The sequence below is a fragment of the Micromonospora sp. NPDC085948 genome, from assembly GCF_040686315.1.
In the GTDB taxonomy this organism is placed as follows: Bacteria; Actinomycetota; Actinomycetes; order Mycobacteriales; family Micromonosporaceae; genus Micromonospora.
This window is the reverse complement of sequence record NZ_JBFBJW010000005.1, coordinates 60,533-77,637: the sequence shown is the minus strand read 5'-3', so window position 1 is coordinate 77,637 and position 17,105 is coordinate 60,533. Positions and strand designations below refer to the sequence as shown.

General features: G+C 70.0%; 14 protein-coding genes and 2 riboswitches. Of the genes, 6 read left to right on the top strand and 8 right to left on the bottom strand.

Annotation, left to right across the window (positions count from 1 at the left end):
- Positions 1–16 precede the first annotated feature (16 nt).
- The 6 genes from AB0O48_RS15590 to AB0O48_RS15565 all read right to left on the bottom strand — a co-directional run bounded on the left by AB0O48_RS15590 (position 17) and on the right by AB0O48_RS15565 (position 5,741).
- Entirely contained in the window at positions 17–1,435 is a 1,419-nt protein-coding gene (locus tag AB0O48_RS15590; protein ID WP_357239681.1) for a PQQ-binding-like beta-propeller repeat protein, read from the bottom strand.
- Positions 1,436–1,496: 61 nt separating this feature from the next.
- Positions 1,497–2,456 carry an acetamidase/formamidase family protein gene (locus tag AB0O48_RS15585; protein WP_365066056.1) on the bottom strand — a complete coding sequence of 320 codons (960 nt, stop codon included), beginning with the start codon at positions 2,454–2,456 and terminating at the stop codon, positions 1,497–1,499.
- A 95-nt stretch (positions 2,457–2,551) separates the two neighbouring features.
- A complete protein-coding gene (locus AB0O48_RS15580; protein ID WP_365066053.1) occupies positions 2,552–3,598 on the bottom strand; it encodes a polysaccharide deacetylase family protein in 1,047 nt (348 codons plus the stop codon).
- Between the two features lie 576 nt (positions 3,599–4,174).
- A complete protein-coding gene (locus AB0O48_RS15575) occupies positions 4,175–4,780 on the bottom strand; it encodes a histidine phosphatase family protein (RefSeq protein WP_357570301.1) in 606 nt (201 codons plus the stop codon).
- On the bottom strand, positions 4,777–5,547 hold the full coding sequence (locus AB0O48_RS15570) for a CbtA family protein (RefSeq protein ID WP_365066049.1): 771 nt from the start codon (positions 5,545–5,547) through the stop codon (positions 4,777–4,779). Before AB0O48_RS15570 ends, AB0O48_RS15575 begins: the two co-directional genes overlap by 4 nt.
- A complete protein-coding gene (locus AB0O48_RS15565; RefSeq protein ID WP_357239669.1) occupies positions 5,538–5,741 on the bottom strand; it encodes a CbtB domain-containing protein in 204 nt (67 codons plus the stop codon). The genes AB0O48_RS15570 and AB0O48_RS15565 overlap by 10 nt, the downstream gene beginning before the upstream one ends.
- 58 nt (positions 5,742–5,799) lie before the next feature.
- Positions 5,800–5,874: riboswitch (cobalamin riboswitch) on the bottom strand.
- A 291-nt stretch (positions 5,875–6,165) separates the two neighbouring features.
- Here AB0O48_RS15565 and AB0O48_RS15560 point away from each other — a divergent pair.
- From AB0O48_RS15560 to AB0O48_RS15545, 4 genes are all read left to right on the top strand, one after another.
- Positions 6,166–7,044, top strand: coding sequence for an amidohydrolase family protein (locus AB0O48_RS15560; protein ID WP_365066046.1), 879 nt, complete (start codon positions 6,166–6,168; stop codon positions 7,042–7,044).
- A 319-nt stretch (positions 7,045–7,363) separates the two neighbouring features.
- Complete coding sequence (locus AB0O48_RS15555) at positions 7,364–8,371, top strand: ABC transporter permease (RefSeq protein WP_357239663.1); 1,008 nt, start codon at positions 7,364–7,366, stop codon at positions 8,369–8,371.
- A gap of 40 nt (positions 8,372–8,411) precedes the next feature.
- Positions 8,412–9,464 (top strand): ABC transporter substrate-binding protein, encoded by a 1,053-nt coding sequence (locus AB0O48_RS15550; RefSeq protein WP_357239660.1) that lies wholly within the window; start codon positions 8,412–8,414, stop codon positions 9,462–9,464.
- A complete protein-coding gene (locus tag AB0O48_RS15545; RefSeq protein ID WP_357239658.1) occupies positions 9,464–10,282 on the top strand; it encodes an ATP-binding cassette domain-containing protein in 819 nt (272 codons plus the stop codon). Before AB0O48_RS15550 ends, AB0O48_RS15545 begins: the two co-directional genes overlap by 1 nt.
- Before the next feature lie 104 nt (positions 10,283–10,386).
- Here AB0O48_RS15545 and AB0O48_RS15540 read toward each other — a convergent pair whose 3' ends face one another.
- A complete protein-coding gene (locus AB0O48_RS15540; protein ID WP_357239655.1) occupies positions 10,387–11,109 on the bottom strand; it encodes a FadR/GntR family transcriptional regulator in 723 nt (240 codons plus the stop codon).
- Positions 11,110–11,118: 9 nt separating this feature from the next.
- Positions 11,119–12,513, bottom strand: coding sequence for an L-fuconate dehydratase (locus AB0O48_RS15535; RefSeq protein WP_357239652.1), 1,395 nt, complete (start codon positions 12,511–12,513; stop codon positions 11,119–11,121).
- Positions 12,514–13,077: 564 nt separating this feature from the next.
- Positions 13,078–13,295: riboswitch (cobalamin riboswitch) on the top strand.
- A gap of 195 nt (positions 13,296–13,490) precedes the next feature.
- Here AB0O48_RS15535 and AB0O48_RS15530 point away from each other — a divergent pair.
- Together AB0O48_RS15530 and AB0O48_RS15525 are read left to right on the top strand one after the other, a co-directional pair.
- Positions 13,491–15,827: a ribonucleoside-diphosphate reductase subunit alpha gene (locus AB0O48_RS15530; RefSeq protein WP_365066685.1), complete on the top strand. Its 2,337-nt coding sequence runs from the start codon at positions 13,491–13,493 to the stop codon at positions 15,825–15,827.
- 47 nt (positions 15,828–15,874) lie between these two features.
- Positions 15,875–16,870 (top strand): ribonucleotide-diphosphate reductase subunit beta, encoded by a 996-nt coding sequence (locus AB0O48_RS15525; RefSeq protein ID WP_365066682.1) that lies wholly within the window; start codon positions 15,875–15,877, stop codon positions 16,868–16,870.
- Positions 16,871–17,105: the final 235 nt, after the last annotated feature.

Here is a 17,105-nt window from a genome sequence, read left to right as displayed (position 1 = left end):
GGTGCCGCGACCGCAATCAGCGCAGTCGGCGGATGTCGCCGAACGCCCGGTAGAACCCGCCGCGGCTGGACTCGCGGACCTCGGTCACCAGGTAGCGGGCGCCCGGCTCGCGGATCCCCTTGGGGAACTGCACCGACCAGTCACGCCGGTAGCCGTCGGACAGCACCTGGACCCGTAGCCGCCCCCGATCGTCGAGGCACTGCACGATCACGCCTCCGCCCGCGTCGCTCGTCACCTCGACGATCGTCGGCTCGACGGGCCGTGGCGCCTGGCGGGGGGCCTTGACGTCGCGTACCTCGGGCACGTCCCCGGCCTGGGCCGCCCGGATCGCCGGTTCGCTCGCGTCGATGCAGGCGAGGTGGCCGCCGGTGGTGACGACGTAGAGCCGGTCGTCGTGATACTGCATCGAATACGCCGAGCCGCAGCCGGTGCCGAGCTTCCACAGCCGCGTGCCGGCGGCGTCGAAGCAGTAGATCGAGGACTGGCTGTCACCGGCGAAGACGTAGCGGCCGCCCTCGGCCGTGGCGCAGGAGAAGACGGGAGCATCGCACAGATAGGTGCGTTCGTGGCGACCCGCCTTGGACAGCCGCACCACCTCGCGGCTGCTGGTGCCGGCGAACACACTGCCGTGCTCCTGCCAGCCGAAGAGCACCGAACCGGTCCTGGTGTGCCACAGTTCGCTGCCGGTCCGCCACTCGTAGCCGGTCACGCCCTGCGAGTGGCCGTGGTAGATGGCGTCGTCGTCGCACCGCACCATCCAGGCCGAGCGCCCCCGCCCGGGGCGACGCCACAGGAACTCGTCCTCGTGGTCGACGGCGGTGATCCCGCCGTCGGCGTCGGAGACGCCGAGGACGCCGTCGTGGATGTCCAGCCAGTAGATGTCGATCTCCGGGGCGATCGCGTACGCCACCCGGGGGACCTTGCCGGAGAGGTCGTAGACGTTGCCGTCGTCGCAGCCGGCGTAGACCCAGGCGTCGTCGGCGACGATGCACTTCACCCCGTCGGGGAGGCGGACCTGGCCGCGCACCTGGGCGTCGTGGTCGAGCGTGGTGATCACACCGTGCTCGTTGCCGACCATGCAGTGCTGCCCGTCGACGAAGATGCCGAAGGCGGGAGCGCCGGAGTCGTAGCGCCAGAGCACCGGAGCGGTGTGGGCGGTGGAGCGGGTGCTGACGATCTGCCGCCGGGAGACGGTGCGCTTCTGTCGGACGCCGGGGACCGCCGGAGAGTAGCCCTTGCGGACCTTCTCCCCGATCTTCTTCGCCGCGGCCGCTCGGGCCCGGGCGTTGTCCGGGTAGGCGCTGGCCTTGACCTGCCCCTGGTCGCCGATCCGACCGTACCGCACGGTCAGCGTGGCGTCGTCGACGATGACCTCGTAGAACTTGTGCGCACCGTCCACTTCGGACAGTTCGAGGTAGGTCGTCTCCTGGGACATGGGGGCCTCCGAGGGGTCAGCGATCGGCCTGAGCGGCCGGCGCGGCGACAGTGCCCACACGCTAACGGCTGCCCCTGACAGAATCGGCGCCCGGCCACCTCAGTGCGTCGTCCCGGAGCACCGCGTGCGCACCGACGGTCTGGTTGACGATCTGCGTCACCCGTACGTCGACAGCGACGCTGGCCAGCGCCACGGCATCCGGGCGGCTGAGCCCGTGCAACCGCCGCATGAGGGTCAGCATCGAGTCCAGGGCCATGAACGTGGCGTCGTCGAGGGACGCGCCGACACCCAGGGTCAGCCAGGCGTCCGCGATCCGGGCCACCGGCCCGGTGACCGGGAAGTCGTGGCGGACGTCGAAGGTCAGCGTCACCTCGTCCATCGGACATTCGATCGCGGTGCCGCCCACCTCGCCGTCGCCCTGTGCGGCGTGTCCGTCCCCGACGGAGAACAGCGCGCCGTCGACCGGGATCGGCAGCAGCAGGGTGCTGCCGGCGGTGAGGTCCTTGCAGTCCAGGTTGCCACCACAGGCGCGCGGCGGGATCGTCGAATGACGCCCGGACTCGGCGGGTGGCATGCCCAGCACACCCAGGAAGGGTCGGAGCCTGACGGTGTGGCCGTGCTGGTTGCGGCCGGTCATCGTCACCGGGTCCAGGTCCCAGGAATGCACCACACCTTCCTGCTCGACGCCGTACCGCCGGTTGAAGCCGCTGGGCCAGCCGCCGGCCACGGTGGTGCCCCAGGTGGCCGGGACGACCGCGTCGATGCGTACCGCAAGGGTCTGACCGGCGCGGGCGCCGCGGACGGCGACCGGACCGATCAGCGCGTGCCCGTGGTCGGCTCGGTGCTGCGGCGCCCGGGGCCGGTCCCGGTTGTTCCCGCCGGGATACGGGCCGGCCGACCACCAGCAGTCCAGGGTGCGGTAGGTGACGGTGTCGCCGGGGTCGATGGTGAGCACGGGGGCGAAATCGGGGGAGAAGTGGCCGTGCAGGGTGTCGTCCCCGGGCGTGAGGGTGTGTCGCATCAATGCAGGCTAGTGACACCTGACCCGCGCTGCGGGGTGCGCCTGTGCGGCGGGTGCCGCGGCACCCGCCGCACGGCGAGGCGGTCCGGGTGGGGTCAGCCCGCGGTGCAGGAGCGGATCTGCGGACGGGCGCTGCTGTTGCCGTTGGTCATCGTGGTGAAGCCGAAGGTGTTGCCGCTGCCGTTGGACCGCATGGTCATGACGGTGCCGCTGCTGTCCCAGGTGGCGGTGCCGTTCCAGATGGTGGAGACGCGCTGCGGTGCGGTGATGGCCACCACCACGGTCCACGTGCTGGCGCCGCTGACCGTCACCGACGTGTTGTACCGGTCGCCCCAGACATTGGGGGTCGTCGCCGTCGCGGTGCAGCTGCCGTTGCCGGGCGGTGGGGTCCCCGTGCCGGGCGGCGGGGTGCCGGTGCTCGGCGGCGGGGTCGTGCCGTCGGGCGCGACCGCCCGACCGGTGGACGGCGAGATCATGCCGGGGCACAGGTTGCGGCTGGTCAGATTGGCCATGATCTGGGGAATCGCGTCGCGGGTGTTCTGGATCCCGTCGTGCATGAGGATGACCTGACCCGCCTGGAGGCGGCTCGCGTTCGACACGATCTGGCTGACGCTCGCGCCGTTCCAGTCCTGTGAGTCCACGTCCCAGATCACCTGGCGCATGCCGAGCGACGACGCGACCGACTGGAGGGTCGAGTTGGTCTCCCCGTACGGAGGCCGGAACAACTGCGGGCGGACGCCGGTGGCCGACTGGATCGCCGAGCTGGTCTGGGACAGGTCGGACTGCATCTGGGACTGGCTCATCGAGGTCATGTGGGCGTGGTTCCAGCTGTGGTTGGCGACCCACATGCCGGCGGACACCTGCGCCTGCGCCGCCGACCGGTTGTTCTGGACGTTCTGCCCGACGTTGAACATGGTGGCCCGTACGCCGTTGCTGCGCAGCACGTTGAGCAGCGCGCCGGTGCTGCCGGTCGGTCCGTCGTCGAAGGTGAGGCCGACGTAGCCGTTGCAGGTGGCGGCACTCGACGGGGCCGAGGTGGCGGCGAGGACGACGCCGCACATCGCGGCGGCGGTGGTGAGGGCGGCCAGTGCCGCGCGCAACCGTCTCGACCGCGGGGCCGTGCTGGGGGAGACCTTGCTCATCTGATGCCCCTTCTCGCCGGCCGGACGCGCCCGGAACGCGGACGGCACGGTCCGGTCAGGTGTGGGTGGGTGGGGAGGCCAAGCCGCATTCGTCGTGAAGCCGATTGCATTGACCTCGATGGATCGGAGTATTACAGCGGGATTTCCGATGCGTCAACAAGTTCCGGAAATGCTCCGGAACCGGTCAACGACAGCGTTCGGGATCGATCCCATGTTCACCGGGCAGGAGCGGCCGGGGCGCATCGTGCGTAGCCACAATGGATCATTTCGGCGGACGCGTTGCCACCCGGAATGATCCGGAACGGAGGCCGGAAGTATCGGTGGTCCCTGATCGGTCTCGCCCCGCCGTGATCGACTCGGCTTTCTGACCATCGGTGTGTCGCGCCAACCCGGACACCGCGACTTTCTGAAGACCGAGTTGATCACAGCGCTCCACGGCGCACGGCGCGGCACGGCGCACGGCGCGGCACGGCGCGCGGCGCGGCCGTCGGCGTTCGGACATTGATCGGCTCGGTGTGACGGGAGTCGGGGCATCGAGACACCGTGGATGCCCCGACTTCCGCTGACGCGAGTGGGTCATGCCGGGGAGTGGGCGCGCGGCGCGCCCAGTCGGAGCTGCCAGCGTGCCCCCCGACCGGTGAGCCGGACGATCGCCAGCGGCTCCACGTCCACCTGCCGGTAGGTCGCCAACGGCAGGTCGAGGGCGTGCACGACCGCGACCCGGATCACCAGCGGGTGGGTGATCGCGGTGATCCGCCGACCGATGCTCCGTTGCCCGTCCAGCCAGTGACCGACCCGGTCCCGTACCGCGGCGACGGACTCGCCGCCGTGCGGCGCGCAGTCCGGTGCGGCCAGCCACTCGTGCAGTGCCTGCGGCTGCTCGACGGCGATCTCCTCGAATGCCCGCCCGGTCCAGTCGCCGTAGTCACAGTCGGCCAACGCCGGTTCGATGGTGGGGTGCAGGCCGAGGGCGTCGGCGGTCTGGGTGGCCGCCGCCGCCGGACTCGACAGGCAGGCGTCGCCGGCACTCAGGTGCCCGCGCCGGTCCTGGCCGGCGTCGGCCAGGGCGCGGACGGCACGCAGGCCGCCCTCGTCCAGGCCGTCGTCGGGCCCACCGAAGCGGGCCCGACGCAGGGCGACGGTGTGACCGTGGGCGACCAGCCGGAGGCTGGTGGCGGTCACCTGCTCGGCAGCGCCGTGGCGGTCCGGCGACGCAGCTCGTGGTGCATCAGGGCCGCGAACACCAGGCCGATCCCGGTCCACAGCACCACCTGCGTGCCGAGCGAGGCCAGCCGGAAGTCCCACAGCAGGGCCGCCGGGAAGTCCGCCGGGACCTCCTGGAAGGAGGGCATCACCACGTAGGACACCACGGCGACCAGCAGGAACCCGCCAGCGGCCGCGGCCGCGCGCTGCCACAGCGGCGCCGTGCTGCCGACCGCGCGATAACCGAGGGAGCCGGCCCACACCGCCACCAGACCGAGCACCACCATCAGCAGGTAGGTGACGGTGCGCTGGTTGATGGTGGCCGGGTCGCCGACGGCCGGCGGATTCGCCGGATATTTCACGAACGGCACGATCACCGCGCCGAGCAGCGCCGCGCCGGCCAGCAGCAGTCCGGAGCGGCCGTCGTCGTAGGTCCGTCGCCGGCGGGACAGCAGGACGTACGCGGTGGCCAGCAGGCCGCCCATCGCGGCGCCGAACAGGCCGGTGGCCAGGAACAGGCCTCCGCGCTGACCGGTGCGGCTGACCAGGGCGTCCTCGTGGTCGTGCCCGCCGGCCGCGGGTTCGGCGTGCGTCGCCGCCTCCTCGATCGCGATGGCCGCCTCGACGCGCGGTTCGCCGGCGACGTAGGCGAACGCCCCGGCGATCAGGCCGGCGATCAGGCCGGCGAGCAGGCCGCGGACGAGGACGGTGACGAACGGAGGAGCGGTGGTGGACGTCAGTGGCACGGGACACCCAGCAGGTGCCGGCCGTCGTGCATCAGCTCGTGCAGGTACATCCCGCTGCGCGAGACTGCTCCCTGATCGAAGGCGACGAGGTAGGCCAGCAGGCTGAGCATCACGACGGTGGCCAGCACCGTCCACAACAGACGGGAATCGCCAGCGGGACGGACCAACGGCTGGCTGGACGTGGAAGTAGACATAAGATCACGAACCTCCCCAGGGATGACGCGTCCCCATCGCAAGGCTGCGGACGACCGAGCGTCCTGGCTCGCGGCCCCGTTGAGGCGGGACCGCTTACAGTGGCGCGACCGCGCCGGAATCACACCGGCTTCCCTCGCGTCTCCGCAGATAGTGGGTCGACGGTATCGGTGTCGCCGCAGGCGGTCAACCCGGGACCTGGGCGGCCCAGTAACCCGCAACGAGCAGCGGTATCGACAAGCGTAAATTCTAAAGATATGATGCTTGGTTGCGCCAAAGCATCCGCTCGGCGACCCCGTCAGCGTGCTGTTACCGCTAACATGGTCAAACTGCCGGATCGGTTCCGTAACAACGAGTCGAGCCGGACGTCAGACCAATGACTGGGCGGGGTGGGGGAGAGCACGTGAGCACGCCAGGACATGTCCGATGACGAGCACCGAGGCCGCGTCGGGCCAGGGCATCGTCGACGCGCACCACCATCTGTGGGTCCGGGCCCGGCACCCGCAGCCCTGGATCGATCCGCACACCATGGCCGCGATCGACCACGACTTCACCCCGCTCGATCTCGCTCCGGTGGCCCGAGCCGCCGGAGTCACCCAGACCGTCGTGGTGCAGTCCATCGCGGTCCGGACGGAGACGCCCGAGCTGCTGGGCATCGCGGCTGACGATCCCCTCATCGCCGGGGTCGTCGGCTGGGTCGACCTCGCCGCCGACAACGTCGGCGATCGCCTCGACCGGCTCCGGGCGGCGCGCGGCGGAGAGCGACTGGTGAGTATTCGCGACCTCGTCCAGTCCGAGCCCGACCCGGCGTACCTCGACCGCCCGGACATCCGGCGGGGCATCGCCGCGGTGGGCGCCGCCGGCCTGGCCTTCGATCTGCTGGTACGCGACCACCAGTTGCCGGCGGCCACCCGGCTCGTCCGCGACCTGCCCGAGATGCGGTTCGTCCTGGACCACCTCGGCAAGCCCTCGCTCGGGCACGCCGGCCTCGGCGACTGGCCGCGCGACCTGCGGGCGCTCGCCGCCGAGCCCAACACGACGGCGAAGCTCTCCGGTCTGGTGACCGAGGTGGATGGTCCCTCGTGGACGACGGCCGACCTCCGGCCTGCCGTCGAGCACGCGCTCGACGCATTCGGCCCGGACCGGCTGATGTTCGGCTCGGACTGGCCGGTGTGCCTGCTCGCCTCCTCGTACGCGCGCTGGGTCGAGGCCCTCACCGAACTGCTGGACCCGCTGGGCGACGACGAGCGGGCGGCGATCTGGGGGCGGACGGCCCGTCGGGCGTACCGGCTGGACCCGGCGTGACGCCGCCGCGGCTCGCCGACTGACGGGCCGCACCTCGGGCCGGGCCTGTCGCTGAGCCGCAGGTTGTGCCAGTTTGATCAGACGTATGCCGGGCCTGTGCCGGGTCACCCCGACAACATGCCCGTAAGACCTTGGCAACATGAGTCAATGCGTGGCAAGGTAACGCCTGATCGAGGGAAACATCCGACCTATCTCGACGGGTGTGCGGGCACGAGCCCGCGCACCCCGCCGAGGAGGCGCGGTGGCTCAGAGGTTGCCGGCTCGCCGGGGAATCCCCCGTCGCGCGCCGACGCCACGCTTGGGGAGGTCAGATCCGACGATGAGTACCGTCGAGGCATCCGTCGGCACGCGGCGCGGCGAACTCAGCGACTGGTTCCGCGAACGGATCTCCCACGCCGTCTCCGAGCTGACCGCCGCGACCGCGCTCGTCGTCCTGTTCGTCGCGCTGACCGTCGCCAGTCCCTACTTCCTCACCGCGGACAACCTCTTCAACATCGGAGCGCAGACCGCGGTGATCGCCATCATCGCCACGGCGCAGACGATGGTCATCATCACGAAGGGCATCGACCTGTCCGTCGGATCGGTCGCCGCGCTCGCCGGCGTCGTGGGAGCGATGGTCGTCCGCGACCTCGGCTTCTCGCTCTGGGCGGCGACGGTGGTCGCGATCGGCGTCGGCGCGCTGGCCGGCCTGCTGAACGGGCTGCTGGTGACCGTGGCCCGGATCCCGCCGTTCATCGCGACGCTGGGCACGATGTCCGTGGGCCGCGGCCTCGTCTTCATCATCACCGGTGCGGTCGGCGTCTACGGCCTGCCCCGATCCTTCCAGCTGCTCGGTAACGGGGAGATCCTCGGCATTCCGTTCGCCGTGGTGATCACCGTCCTGGTCGCGGTGGGGGTCGCCTTCCTGCTCTCCCAGACCCGCTTCGGCCAGTACACCTACGCGATGGGCTCCAATCTGGAGGCGGCCCGCCGCTCGGGCATCCGGGTGGGGCGTCACCTGACCGGCGTGTACGTGCTGGCGGGCGTCCTGGTCGGGCTGGGCGGCATGATCGCCGCGTCCCGGGTCAACTCCGGCCAGCCGAACTACGGGATCTCCCTGGAGCTCGACGTCATCGCCGCCGCGGTCATCGGCGGCGCCAGCCTGTTCGGTGGCCAGGGCCGGATCGTCGGGACCATCATCGGCGCGTTCCTCATCGCGCTGGTGCGCAACGGCGCTGTCCTGCTCGACATCAGCATCCACTACCAGCAGGTGATCGTCGGCCTGATCATCTGGGCCGCCGTCTACTTCGACCAGTACCGCCGCCGGCGGCTGGAATCACGGGGTTGACATGCCATTCCGAGGCTCCGAACGAGGAAGGACACACACCATGGCGCACACCACCACCAGCCGGCGGACGCGACGGTCGATCCTGGGTGTACGAGCGGTTCTGGCCGCGGCCGCGGCGACCGCTCTGCTCAGCGCCTGCGGCGGGGTCGAGGTTCGCGACGGCGGCGACGGCGCGACGAAGGACGCGAGCGGGCCGTTGAAGCTCGCCGTCGTGCCGAAGGCCGTCGGTGCCGACTACTGGAACACCGTGAAGGCGGGCGCGGAGTGCGCCGCGCAGCGCGCGGGGGACGTCACCGTCCAGTGGGACGGGGTGACCGCCGAGACCGACGTCGAGGGCCAGGTCAACCTGATCCAGAACTTCGTCACCAAGAAGGTCGACGGCATCGTGTACGCGGCGACGGACTCCAGCGCGCTGGCGCCCGCGACCGACAAGGCGCTCGCCGCGAACATCCCGGTCGCGATGATCGACTCTGGCACCAGCCCGCAGCCGTCGAACGTGCCGCTGTTCGCCACCGACAACCGCGCGTCGGCCACCGAGGCGGCGAAGCTGCTCGCCACCGAACTCGGCCCCGGCAACCACCAGGTGGCGCTCGTCGAGTTCCAGCCGGGATCGCAGACCAACACCGAGCGGGTGGACGGCTTCAAGGCCGGCCTCGCCCAGTATCCCAACCTCAAGCTGGTCGGCCAGCAGCCCAGCCGCAGCGACGTCAACGAGGCACGACGCGTCACCGAGAACATTCTCACCGCCAACCCCAACCTCGCCGGCATCTTCGCGGCCAACGAGCCGAGCGTGCTCGGTGCCGCGCAGGCCATCCAGGCGGCCGGCAAGTCCGGCAAGGTGGTCATCATCGGCTGGGACGCCGCCCCGGACGAGATCGCCGGGGTGCGCAGCGGCCAGATCTCGGCGTTGGTCGTGCAGAACCCGTTCAAGATGGGCTACTTCGGCGTCGACAAGATGGTCAAGCACCTGCGGGACAAGGCGCCGCTGGCGTCGGCCGACACCGGCGTCACGTTCGTCACCAAGGAGAACATCGACTCCGCGGAGATCAAGGCGGTGCTCGAGCCCAGCTGCGCCAACCCGCCGGTGCAGTGATGGGCGCGACCCCGACGGCTACCGCCGCCAGCGACACGCAACCGACCGCCGAGCAGCCACCGGTCCTCGAAGCCCGTGGCATCGTCAAGCGGTTCGGGCACGTCGAGGCGTTGCGCGGCGCCGACTTCACGGTCCACCGGGGTGAGGTCGTCGCGCTGATCGGCGACAACGGCGCCGGAAAGAGCACGCTGATCAAGACACTGTCCGGTGTGCACCCGCCCGACGAGGGCGAGATCCGGGTGGATGGCCGTCCCGTCCAGTTCTCCACGCCCGTCGACGCCCGACGTGCGGGGGTGGAGACCGTCTACCAGGACCTGGCCGTCGCCGACGATCTCAGCGTGGCCGCCAACCTGTACCTCGGTCGGGAGATCCTGCGCTCCGGACCGCTCGGCCGGCTGGGGCTGCTCGACAAGCGCGCCATGCGGCAGGGCGCTGCCGCGGCCCTCGACGAACTGGGCGTGCGGATCCCCCGGGTCACCACCCCGATCGCGATGTTGTCCGGTGGGCAGCGACAGTGCGTCGCGGTGGCGCGCGCGATCATCTGGGCGACGAACGTGGTCATCCTCGACGAGCCGACCGCGGCGCTCGGTGTCGTCCAGACCGGGCGGGTGCTCGACGTCGTCCGGCGGGCTCGGGACGCCGGCATGTCGGTGGTGTTGGTGAGCCACAACATGCCGCAGGTGCTCGAGATCGCCGACCGGGTCGAGGTGCTGCGGCTCGGCCGGCGGGCGGCCCGGCTGCGCGCGGACGAGGTCACCACCGACGACCTGGTCGCGGCGATGACCGGAAGCACCGGCGGAGAGCGGGACGACCGCTGACCTCGTCGGCCGGGGCGCGCGCGATCACATGATCGAGGGCGCGCCCCGGAGCCGCCGGGCCCCGGGCGGGTGCGCGGCGCGCCGTCGTACGCCGAGGTGGTTGCTCAGAACCGCGCCGGCTCGACGTTGGCGTCACCGTCGGCGGGTTGCCCGTACAGCGATTCCTCCACCCCGATCAGGTGGTTGGCCATCCGGATCCGGGCACGCTCCGGGTCCCGGGCCACCAGGGCCTTCAGGATCGCGACGTGCTCGTCGTGGGTACGCCGGTCCGCGCCCTCCTCGTGCAGGCTCCGCCAGAGCCGCCCGCGCAGGGTACGCCCGGCGAACGCCTCGATGAGACCGACGAGCACCGGATTGTCGGCGTGCACCGCGATGATCCGGTGGAACGCGATGTCGATCTCCATGATCCGTTCGTGCTCCTGCGGCGACCGACCGGCGATCCGCGCCGCCTCGTCGAGCAGTTCGCCCGCCTGGGCGAGGGCCTCGTCGGTGATCCTGGTCGCCGCCAGGCGGGCGGCCTCGCACTCCAACAGCCGCCGGACGATGTGCACGTGCCGTGGGTCGCCCTGGCCCTGGAAGTCGACCACGAAGCCCATCGGGGCCAACAGCTGCGGCGCGTCGAGGTTGGTGACGTAGGTGCCGTCACCCTGGCGGATGTTGACGATGCCGAGGATCGACAGAGCCGACATCCCCTCGCGCAGCGAGCCCCGCGAGACGCCGAGCGACTCGGCGAGGTCCTTCTCGATGGGCAGCCGGTCCCCGGGCTTGAAACGCCCTTCGAGGATCATCCGTTTGATGCCGTTCACCACCTCGTCGGTGCGCGACATGACATCCCCCTAGCGGCCGGCGGGGGTGGCCGTCCCACCCGCGATCACGTACGGCTCCGAAGATGACACCGTAGTCGGGTCCGTCGCCGCCCAGTAGCCGCCGTCGGGGAACCGGTAGAGCTCGACCGACTCCTGGCGCATCCGGGTGGAGTAACCGGGCTGGCTGGGCAGGACGTAACCGCTGCCCGAGCCGGTGTCCTGGATGATGCACGGGTCGGTGAAGTGCTCGTGCAGGTGGTCGACGAACTCGGTGACCCGGTTGGTGAGATCTCCCGAGATCGCGACGTAGTCGAGCACCGACACGTGCTGGACCATCTCGCACAGCCCGACACCGCCGGCGTGGGGGCACACGGGGATGTCGAACTTCGCGGCGAGCAGCAGCACGGCGACGATCTCGTTGATGCTGGCCAACCTGCCGGTGTCCAGTTGACAGAAGTCGATGGCCTCGGCCTGGAACAACTGCTTGAACATCACCCGGTTGTGGCAGTGCTCGCCGGTGGCGACTCCGATCGGAGCGACGGCGCGGCGCACGGCGGCGTGGCCCAGAATGTCGTCGGGGCTGGTCGGCTCCTCGATCCACAGTGGCTCGAACTGCGCCAGGGCCTTGACCCACTCGATGGCCTGACCGACGTCCCACACCTGGTTGGCGTCGATCATCAGGTTGCGGTCCGGACCGAGGATCTCCCGGGCGATGCCGCACCGGCGGATGTCGTCGTCGAGGTTGGCGCCCACCTTCAGCTTGACGTAGCCGTAGCCGGTGTCCACCGCCTCCTGGCACAGCCGGCGCAGCTTGTCGTCGCCGTAGCCGAGCCAGCCTGCCGAGGTGGTGTAGGCGGGGTAGCCGGTCCGGTCGAGCTCGGCGAGACGGGCCGCCTTCGTGCTCTCCTTGGCCCGCAGGATGGCCAGCGCCTCGTCCCGGGTCAGCGCGTCGGACAGGTAGCGCAGGTCCGCGATGTCGACGAGCTGCTCGGGGGACATGTCGACGAGCAGCCGCCACAGCGGCTTGTCGGCGACCCGGGCGACCAGATCCCACGACGCGTTGAGGACGGCGGCCAGCGACAGGTGCACGACACCCTTCTCCGGGCCGAGCCAGCGTAGTTGCGAGTCGGAGGTGAGCAGACGGTAGACCGCGCCCATGTCCGCCGCCATCGTCGCGACGTCCACGCCGACGAGGCGCTGTGCCTGATGGACGGCCGCCGCGACGACGATGTCGTTGCCCCGGCCGATGGTGAAGGTCAGGCCGTGGCCCGCGAGTGGCGCACCGCTGCTGTCGACGCCGTCGGTGTGCAGGACGACGTAGGCCGCCGAGTAGTCGCCGTCCTTGTTCATGGCGTCGGAGCCGTCAGCGGTCAGGGAGGTGGGGAAGCGGACGTCCTCGACAGTGACGGCGGTGATCTGCGGCATGCGCTCCTCGCCCGGTTAGGCTAAAGATCAGATGATCTCTGGGAGTATACGGAGGGTCGATCCGACGCGTCAACGACGTCGATCCGTCGGGTATCGAAGACATCCAATGTTTCTTCGTGCTGGAGATTCGTCGGTGCGCGGTCCCCGTGATCGCCGTACCCGATCCGCGAGCCCTGAATGCGGTGGTACCAACATTCGCCGCGCTGGTAGGCACCTTCGACGGGCGGCACCTCGTCGTCGGCCCGGGCACTGCTGCGGCACCGCCGGCCCGATGGGGACGGTGGTGCGAGATATGAGGAGTGGTTCAGAAGATTAGATGTCCACTCCGGATAACTACATTGACGCCTAAGTATAGGTAGGGATCCTTACATCTAAAGACTTAATACATCACACCTTTCCGAATGTCGACACCTGCTCGTGTACCGCGCGCCGCGCGGGTGTCGGTCCACCGCGCCCCGGCGCGACTCGGCCTGGTCGGCGTGGCCGGTGATGACCGTCACGGAGGTCGCCGTCGACACGCCCGAGACCGACATGTGGGGTGTGACAACCGCAGCGTCCCTATATATGGTGTCGAACGCAGCTGGTTCGGCCGCTCATCCGGAGTGGTCGAGGCAAGAGGGAACCCGGTGGAAATCCGGGACTGTCCCGCAGCGGTGAGTGGGAACGACAGCCGTCAGAAGCACTGGGCCACGAAGCGGTCTGGGAAGCGACGGCCAGTAGGAGACCGGCCAACCCGGTCGTGCCCACGAGTCCGAAGACCTGCCAGCGCGCCGCGTACCCGCACCCGGGTGGGCGGCGGTCCGAGGCCGCGTGGGACGGCCGACGCCACCTGACCCACGCCGTGCCGGCGTGGCGTCCGTTGGTGTCCGTCTCCACGCGTTCGAGGGGCCATCAGGTCTCGAACTCGCGAGGAGTGAGTGGTGACAGTCACCGAGGCAGTCCCGGTCAGCGGCGACGCGGCCGTCCGGCGCACGCCGATGCAGGTGCGCAAGCGCAACGGCACCACCGAGTCCGTGGACGTCAACAAGATCGTCCGTGCGGTCGAGCGGTGGGCCGACGACCTGGCCGACGTCGACCCGATGCGGGTCGCCACCCGCACGATCAGCGGCCTGTACGACGGCGCGACGACGGCCGAGCTGGACCGGCTCTCCATCCAGACCGCCGCCGAGATGATCGGTGAGGAACCGCAGTACTCGCGCCTCGCCGCCCGGCTGCTGTCCGGCTACGTCGACAAGGAGGTGCGTCGACAGGGCGTCACCTCGTTCAGCGCGGCGATCCGGATCGGCCACGCCGAGGGCCTGGTCGCCGACGACACCGCCGCGTTCGTCGCCGCCCACGCCCCGATGCTCGACCACGCTGTCGATCCCGACGGCGACCGACGATTCGAGTACTTCGGCCTGCGCACGGTGTACGACAGGTACCTGCTGCGTCACCCCACCAGCCGGCTGGTGCTGGAGACCCCGCAGTACTGGCTGCTCCGGGTGGCCTGCGGGCTGTCCCAGACGCCGGACGAGGCGGTCGGCTTCTACCGGCTGATGTCCAGCCTGGCCTATCTGCCCAGCTCGCCGACACTGTTCAACTCCGGCACCCGACACACCCAGATGTCCTCCTGCTATCTGGTCGACTCTCCGCGCGACGAGTTGGACTCCATCTACCAGCGGTACGCCCAGGTCGCCAACCTGTCCAAGTTCGCCGGCGGCATCGGCATCGCGTACTCCCGGGTCCGGTCCAGGGGTGCACTGATCCGCGGCACCAACGGGCAGTCCAACGGGATCGTGCCGTGGCTGCGCACACTGGACGCGAGCGTCGCCGCGGTCAACCAGGGCGGCCGGCGCAAGGGCGCGGCCTGCGTCTATCTGGAACCGTGGCACCCGGACATCGAGGAGTTCCTGCAACTGCGGGACAACACCGGCGAGGACGCCCGCCGCACCCACAACCTCAACCTGGCCAACTGGATCCCGGACGAGTTCATGCGCCGGGTCGAGGCCGACGAGATGTGGTCACTGTTCGACCCGCACGAGGTACCCGAGCTGCCCGACCTGTGGGGGGAGCGGTTCGACGCCGCGTACCGGCAGGCCGAGACGCAGGGCCGCCACGTGCGGCAGGTCCCGGCGCGGGAGCTGTACGGCAAGATGATGCGCACCCTCGCCCAGACCGGCAACGGGTGGATGACCTTCAAGGACGCCGCGAACCGACTGTGCAACCAGACCGCCGAGGACGGCAACGTGGTGCACCTGTCCAACCTGTGCACCGAGATCATCGAGGTGTCCAGCGACGCCGAGACCGCCGTGTGCAACCTCGGCTCGGTGAACCTCGCCGCGCACCTCAGCGACGGCGGCATCGACTGGGAGCGGCTGCGCGCCACCGTCCGTACCGCCGTGACCTTCCTGGACCGGGTCATCGACATCAACTACTACCCGACCGAGCAGGCGGCGGCGAGCAACCCCCGCTGGCGGCCGGTGGGGCTCGGGCTGATGGGCCTTCAGGACGTCTTCTTCGCGCTGCGGCTGCCGTTCGACTCACCGGCCGCGCGGGAGCTGTCCACCCGGATCAGCGAGGAGTTGTACCTGACCGCGCTGGAGACCTCCGCCGACCTGGCGCGTCGCTTCGGCGCGCACCCGGCGTACCCGCAGACCCGGGCCGCGCGGGGCCAGCTCCAACCGGACCTGTGGGGTGTCGAGGGTACGCAGACCGCGCGCTGGGACGCGCTGCGCCAGCGGGTTGCGACGGACGGGCTGCGCAACTCGCTGCTCGTGGCGGTCGCGCCGACCGCGACCATCGCCTCGATCGCCGGGTGCTACGAGTGCATCGAGCCGCAGGTGTCCAACCTGTTCAAGCGCGAGACCCTGTCGGGGGAGTTCCTCCAGGTCAACACCGCTCTGGTCCGCGAGTTGAAGGCCCGCGGTCTGTGGACCGAGCGGATCCGCTCGGCGATCAAGCGCGCGGAGGGGTCGGTGCAGGACATCGCCGAGCTGCCGGCCGGCGTCCGGGAGTTGTTCCGCACCGCCTGGGAACTGCCGCAGCGGGCGCTTATCGACCTGGCCGCCGCCCGTGCCCCGTTCATCGACCAGTCCCAGTCGCTGAACCTGTTCCTGGCCGCGCCGACCATCGGCAAGCTCTCCTCGATGTACCTGTACGCCTGGAAGGCCGGGCTGAAGTCCACGTACTACCTGCGCTCGCGGCCCGCCACCCGGATCCAACAGGCCACCGTCAGTGCTGTCGCACCCGTCGCCGTCGCCGTCGCCGTCGCCGTCGACGCGGAGGCGCTGGCCTGCTCGCTGGAGAACCCCGAGTCGTGCGAGGCCTGCCAGTGACCGCCCGCACCGCCGACGCCAACACCACCGACACGAGGACCACGCACATGCTGCTCGACCCCGGGATGGACCTCACCCTCCGCCCGATGCGTTACCCGCACTTCTTCGACAGGTTCCGCGACGCCATCCGCAACACCTGGACGGTCGAGGAGGTCGACCTGCACGCCGACCTCGCCGACCTGGACAAGCTGTCGCCGGCCGAGCGGCACCTGGTCAGCCGACTGGTGGCGTTCTTCGCCACCGGCGACACGATCGTCGCCAACAACCTGGTGCTCAACCTCTACCAGCACGTCAACAGCCCCGAGGGTCGCCTCTACCTGTCCCGGCAGCTGTTCGAGGAGGCCGTGCACGTCCAGTTCTACCTCAACCTGCTCGACACGTACGTGCCCGACGAGACCGAGCGCTTCGAGGCCTTCGCCGCCATCGAGAACATCCCCTCGATCCGTCGCAAGGCCGAGTTCTGCTTCCGCTGGATCGACTCCCTGAACGACCTGCGGGAGCTGCGGACCCGGGACGACCGCCGGACGTTCCTGCTCAACCTGATCTGCTTCGCCGCGTGCATCGAGGGGCTGTTCTTCTACGGCGCCTTCGCGTACGTCTACTTCCTGCGCTCCCGTGGCCTGCTGCACGGTCTGGCCTCCGGCACCAACTGGGTGTTCCGCGACGAGTCGATGCACATGGCGTTCGCGTTCGACGTCGTCGACACCGTCCGCGCCGAGGAACCCGACCTGTTCGACGACGACCTCGCCGACCAGGTGCGGCAGATGCTCGTCGAGGCCGTCGAGTGCGAGGTGCAGTTCGCCGAGGACCTGGTGGGCCACGGCGTGCCCGGCCTGACGTTGGCCGACATGCGGGAGTATCTCCAGCACGTCGCCGACCGCCGCCTGGCCCAGCTCGGCATCGCCCCGCACTACGGGTCGAGCAACCCGTTCGGCTTCATGGAGTTGCAGGACGTGCAGGAGCTGTCCAACTTCTTCGAGCGGCGGGTGTCGGCGTACCAGGTCGGGGTGGAAGGCACCGTCGACTTCGACGACGACTTCTAGGCGGCGACCGACCCACGGCCGCGGTCTCGCCGATCATGGAGTTGTGGTGCCTGATTTGGTGTCGTGCATGCACTTTGTCACCCACCACAACTCCATGATCGACGAGGCAGTGCGGGGTGGATGACAGTCACTCCGTCTAAACTCGCGGTCTTTGAGGATCGTCATGACCCGGTTGATGCGTGATGCGGACGCTTGATGCCCACTGGACTCGGGCACGTGACCAGCCGTGGCGTTC

Coding starts and splice junctions, on each gene's coding strand:
- AB0O48_RS15535 (WP_357239652.1), bottom strand. CDS start 12,513: ATGCCGCAGATCACCGCCGTCACTGTCGAGGACGTCCGCTTCCCCACC.
- AB0O48_RS15580 (WP_365066053.1), bottom strand. CDS start 3,598: ATGAGCAAGGTCTCCCCCAGCACGGCCCCGCGGTCGAGACGGTTGCGC.
- AB0O48_RS15525 (WP_365066682.1), top strand. CDS start 15,875: ATGCTGCTCGACCCCGGGATGGACCTCACCCTCCGCCCGATGCGTTAC.
- AB0O48_RS15540 (WP_357239655.1), bottom strand. CDS start 11,109: ATGTCGCGCACCGACGAGGTGGTGAACGGCATCAAACGGATGATCCTC.
- AB0O48_RS15530 (WP_365066685.1), top strand. CDS start 13,491: ATGCAGGTGCGCAAGCGCAACGGCACCACCGAGTCCGTGGACGTCAAC.
- AB0O48_RS15585 (WP_365066056.1), bottom strand. CDS start 2,456: ATGCGACACACCCTCACGCCCGGGGACGACACCCTGCACGGCCACTTC.
- AB0O48_RS15590 (WP_357239681.1), bottom strand. CDS start 1,435: ATGTCCCAGGAGACGACCTACCTCGAACTGTCCGAAGTGGACGGTGCG.
- AB0O48_RS15555 (WP_357239663.1), top strand. CDS start 7,364: ATGAGTACCGTCGAGGCATCCGTCGGCACGCGGCGCGGCGAACTCAGC.
- AB0O48_RS15545 (WP_357239658.1), top strand. CDS start 9,464: ATGGGCGCGACCCCGACGGCTACCGCCGCCAGCGACACGCAACCGACC.
- AB0O48_RS15565 (WP_357239669.1), bottom strand. CDS start 5,741: ATGTCTACTTCCACGTCCAGCCAGCCGTTGGTCCGTCCCGCTGGCGAT.
- AB0O48_RS15560 (WP_365066046.1), top strand. CDS start 6,166: ATGACGAGCACCGAGGCCGCGTCGGGCCAGGGCATCGTCGACGCGCAC.
- AB0O48_RS15550 (WP_357239660.1), top strand. CDS start 8,412: ATGGCGCACACCACCACCAGCCGGCGGACGCGACGGTCGATCCTGGGT.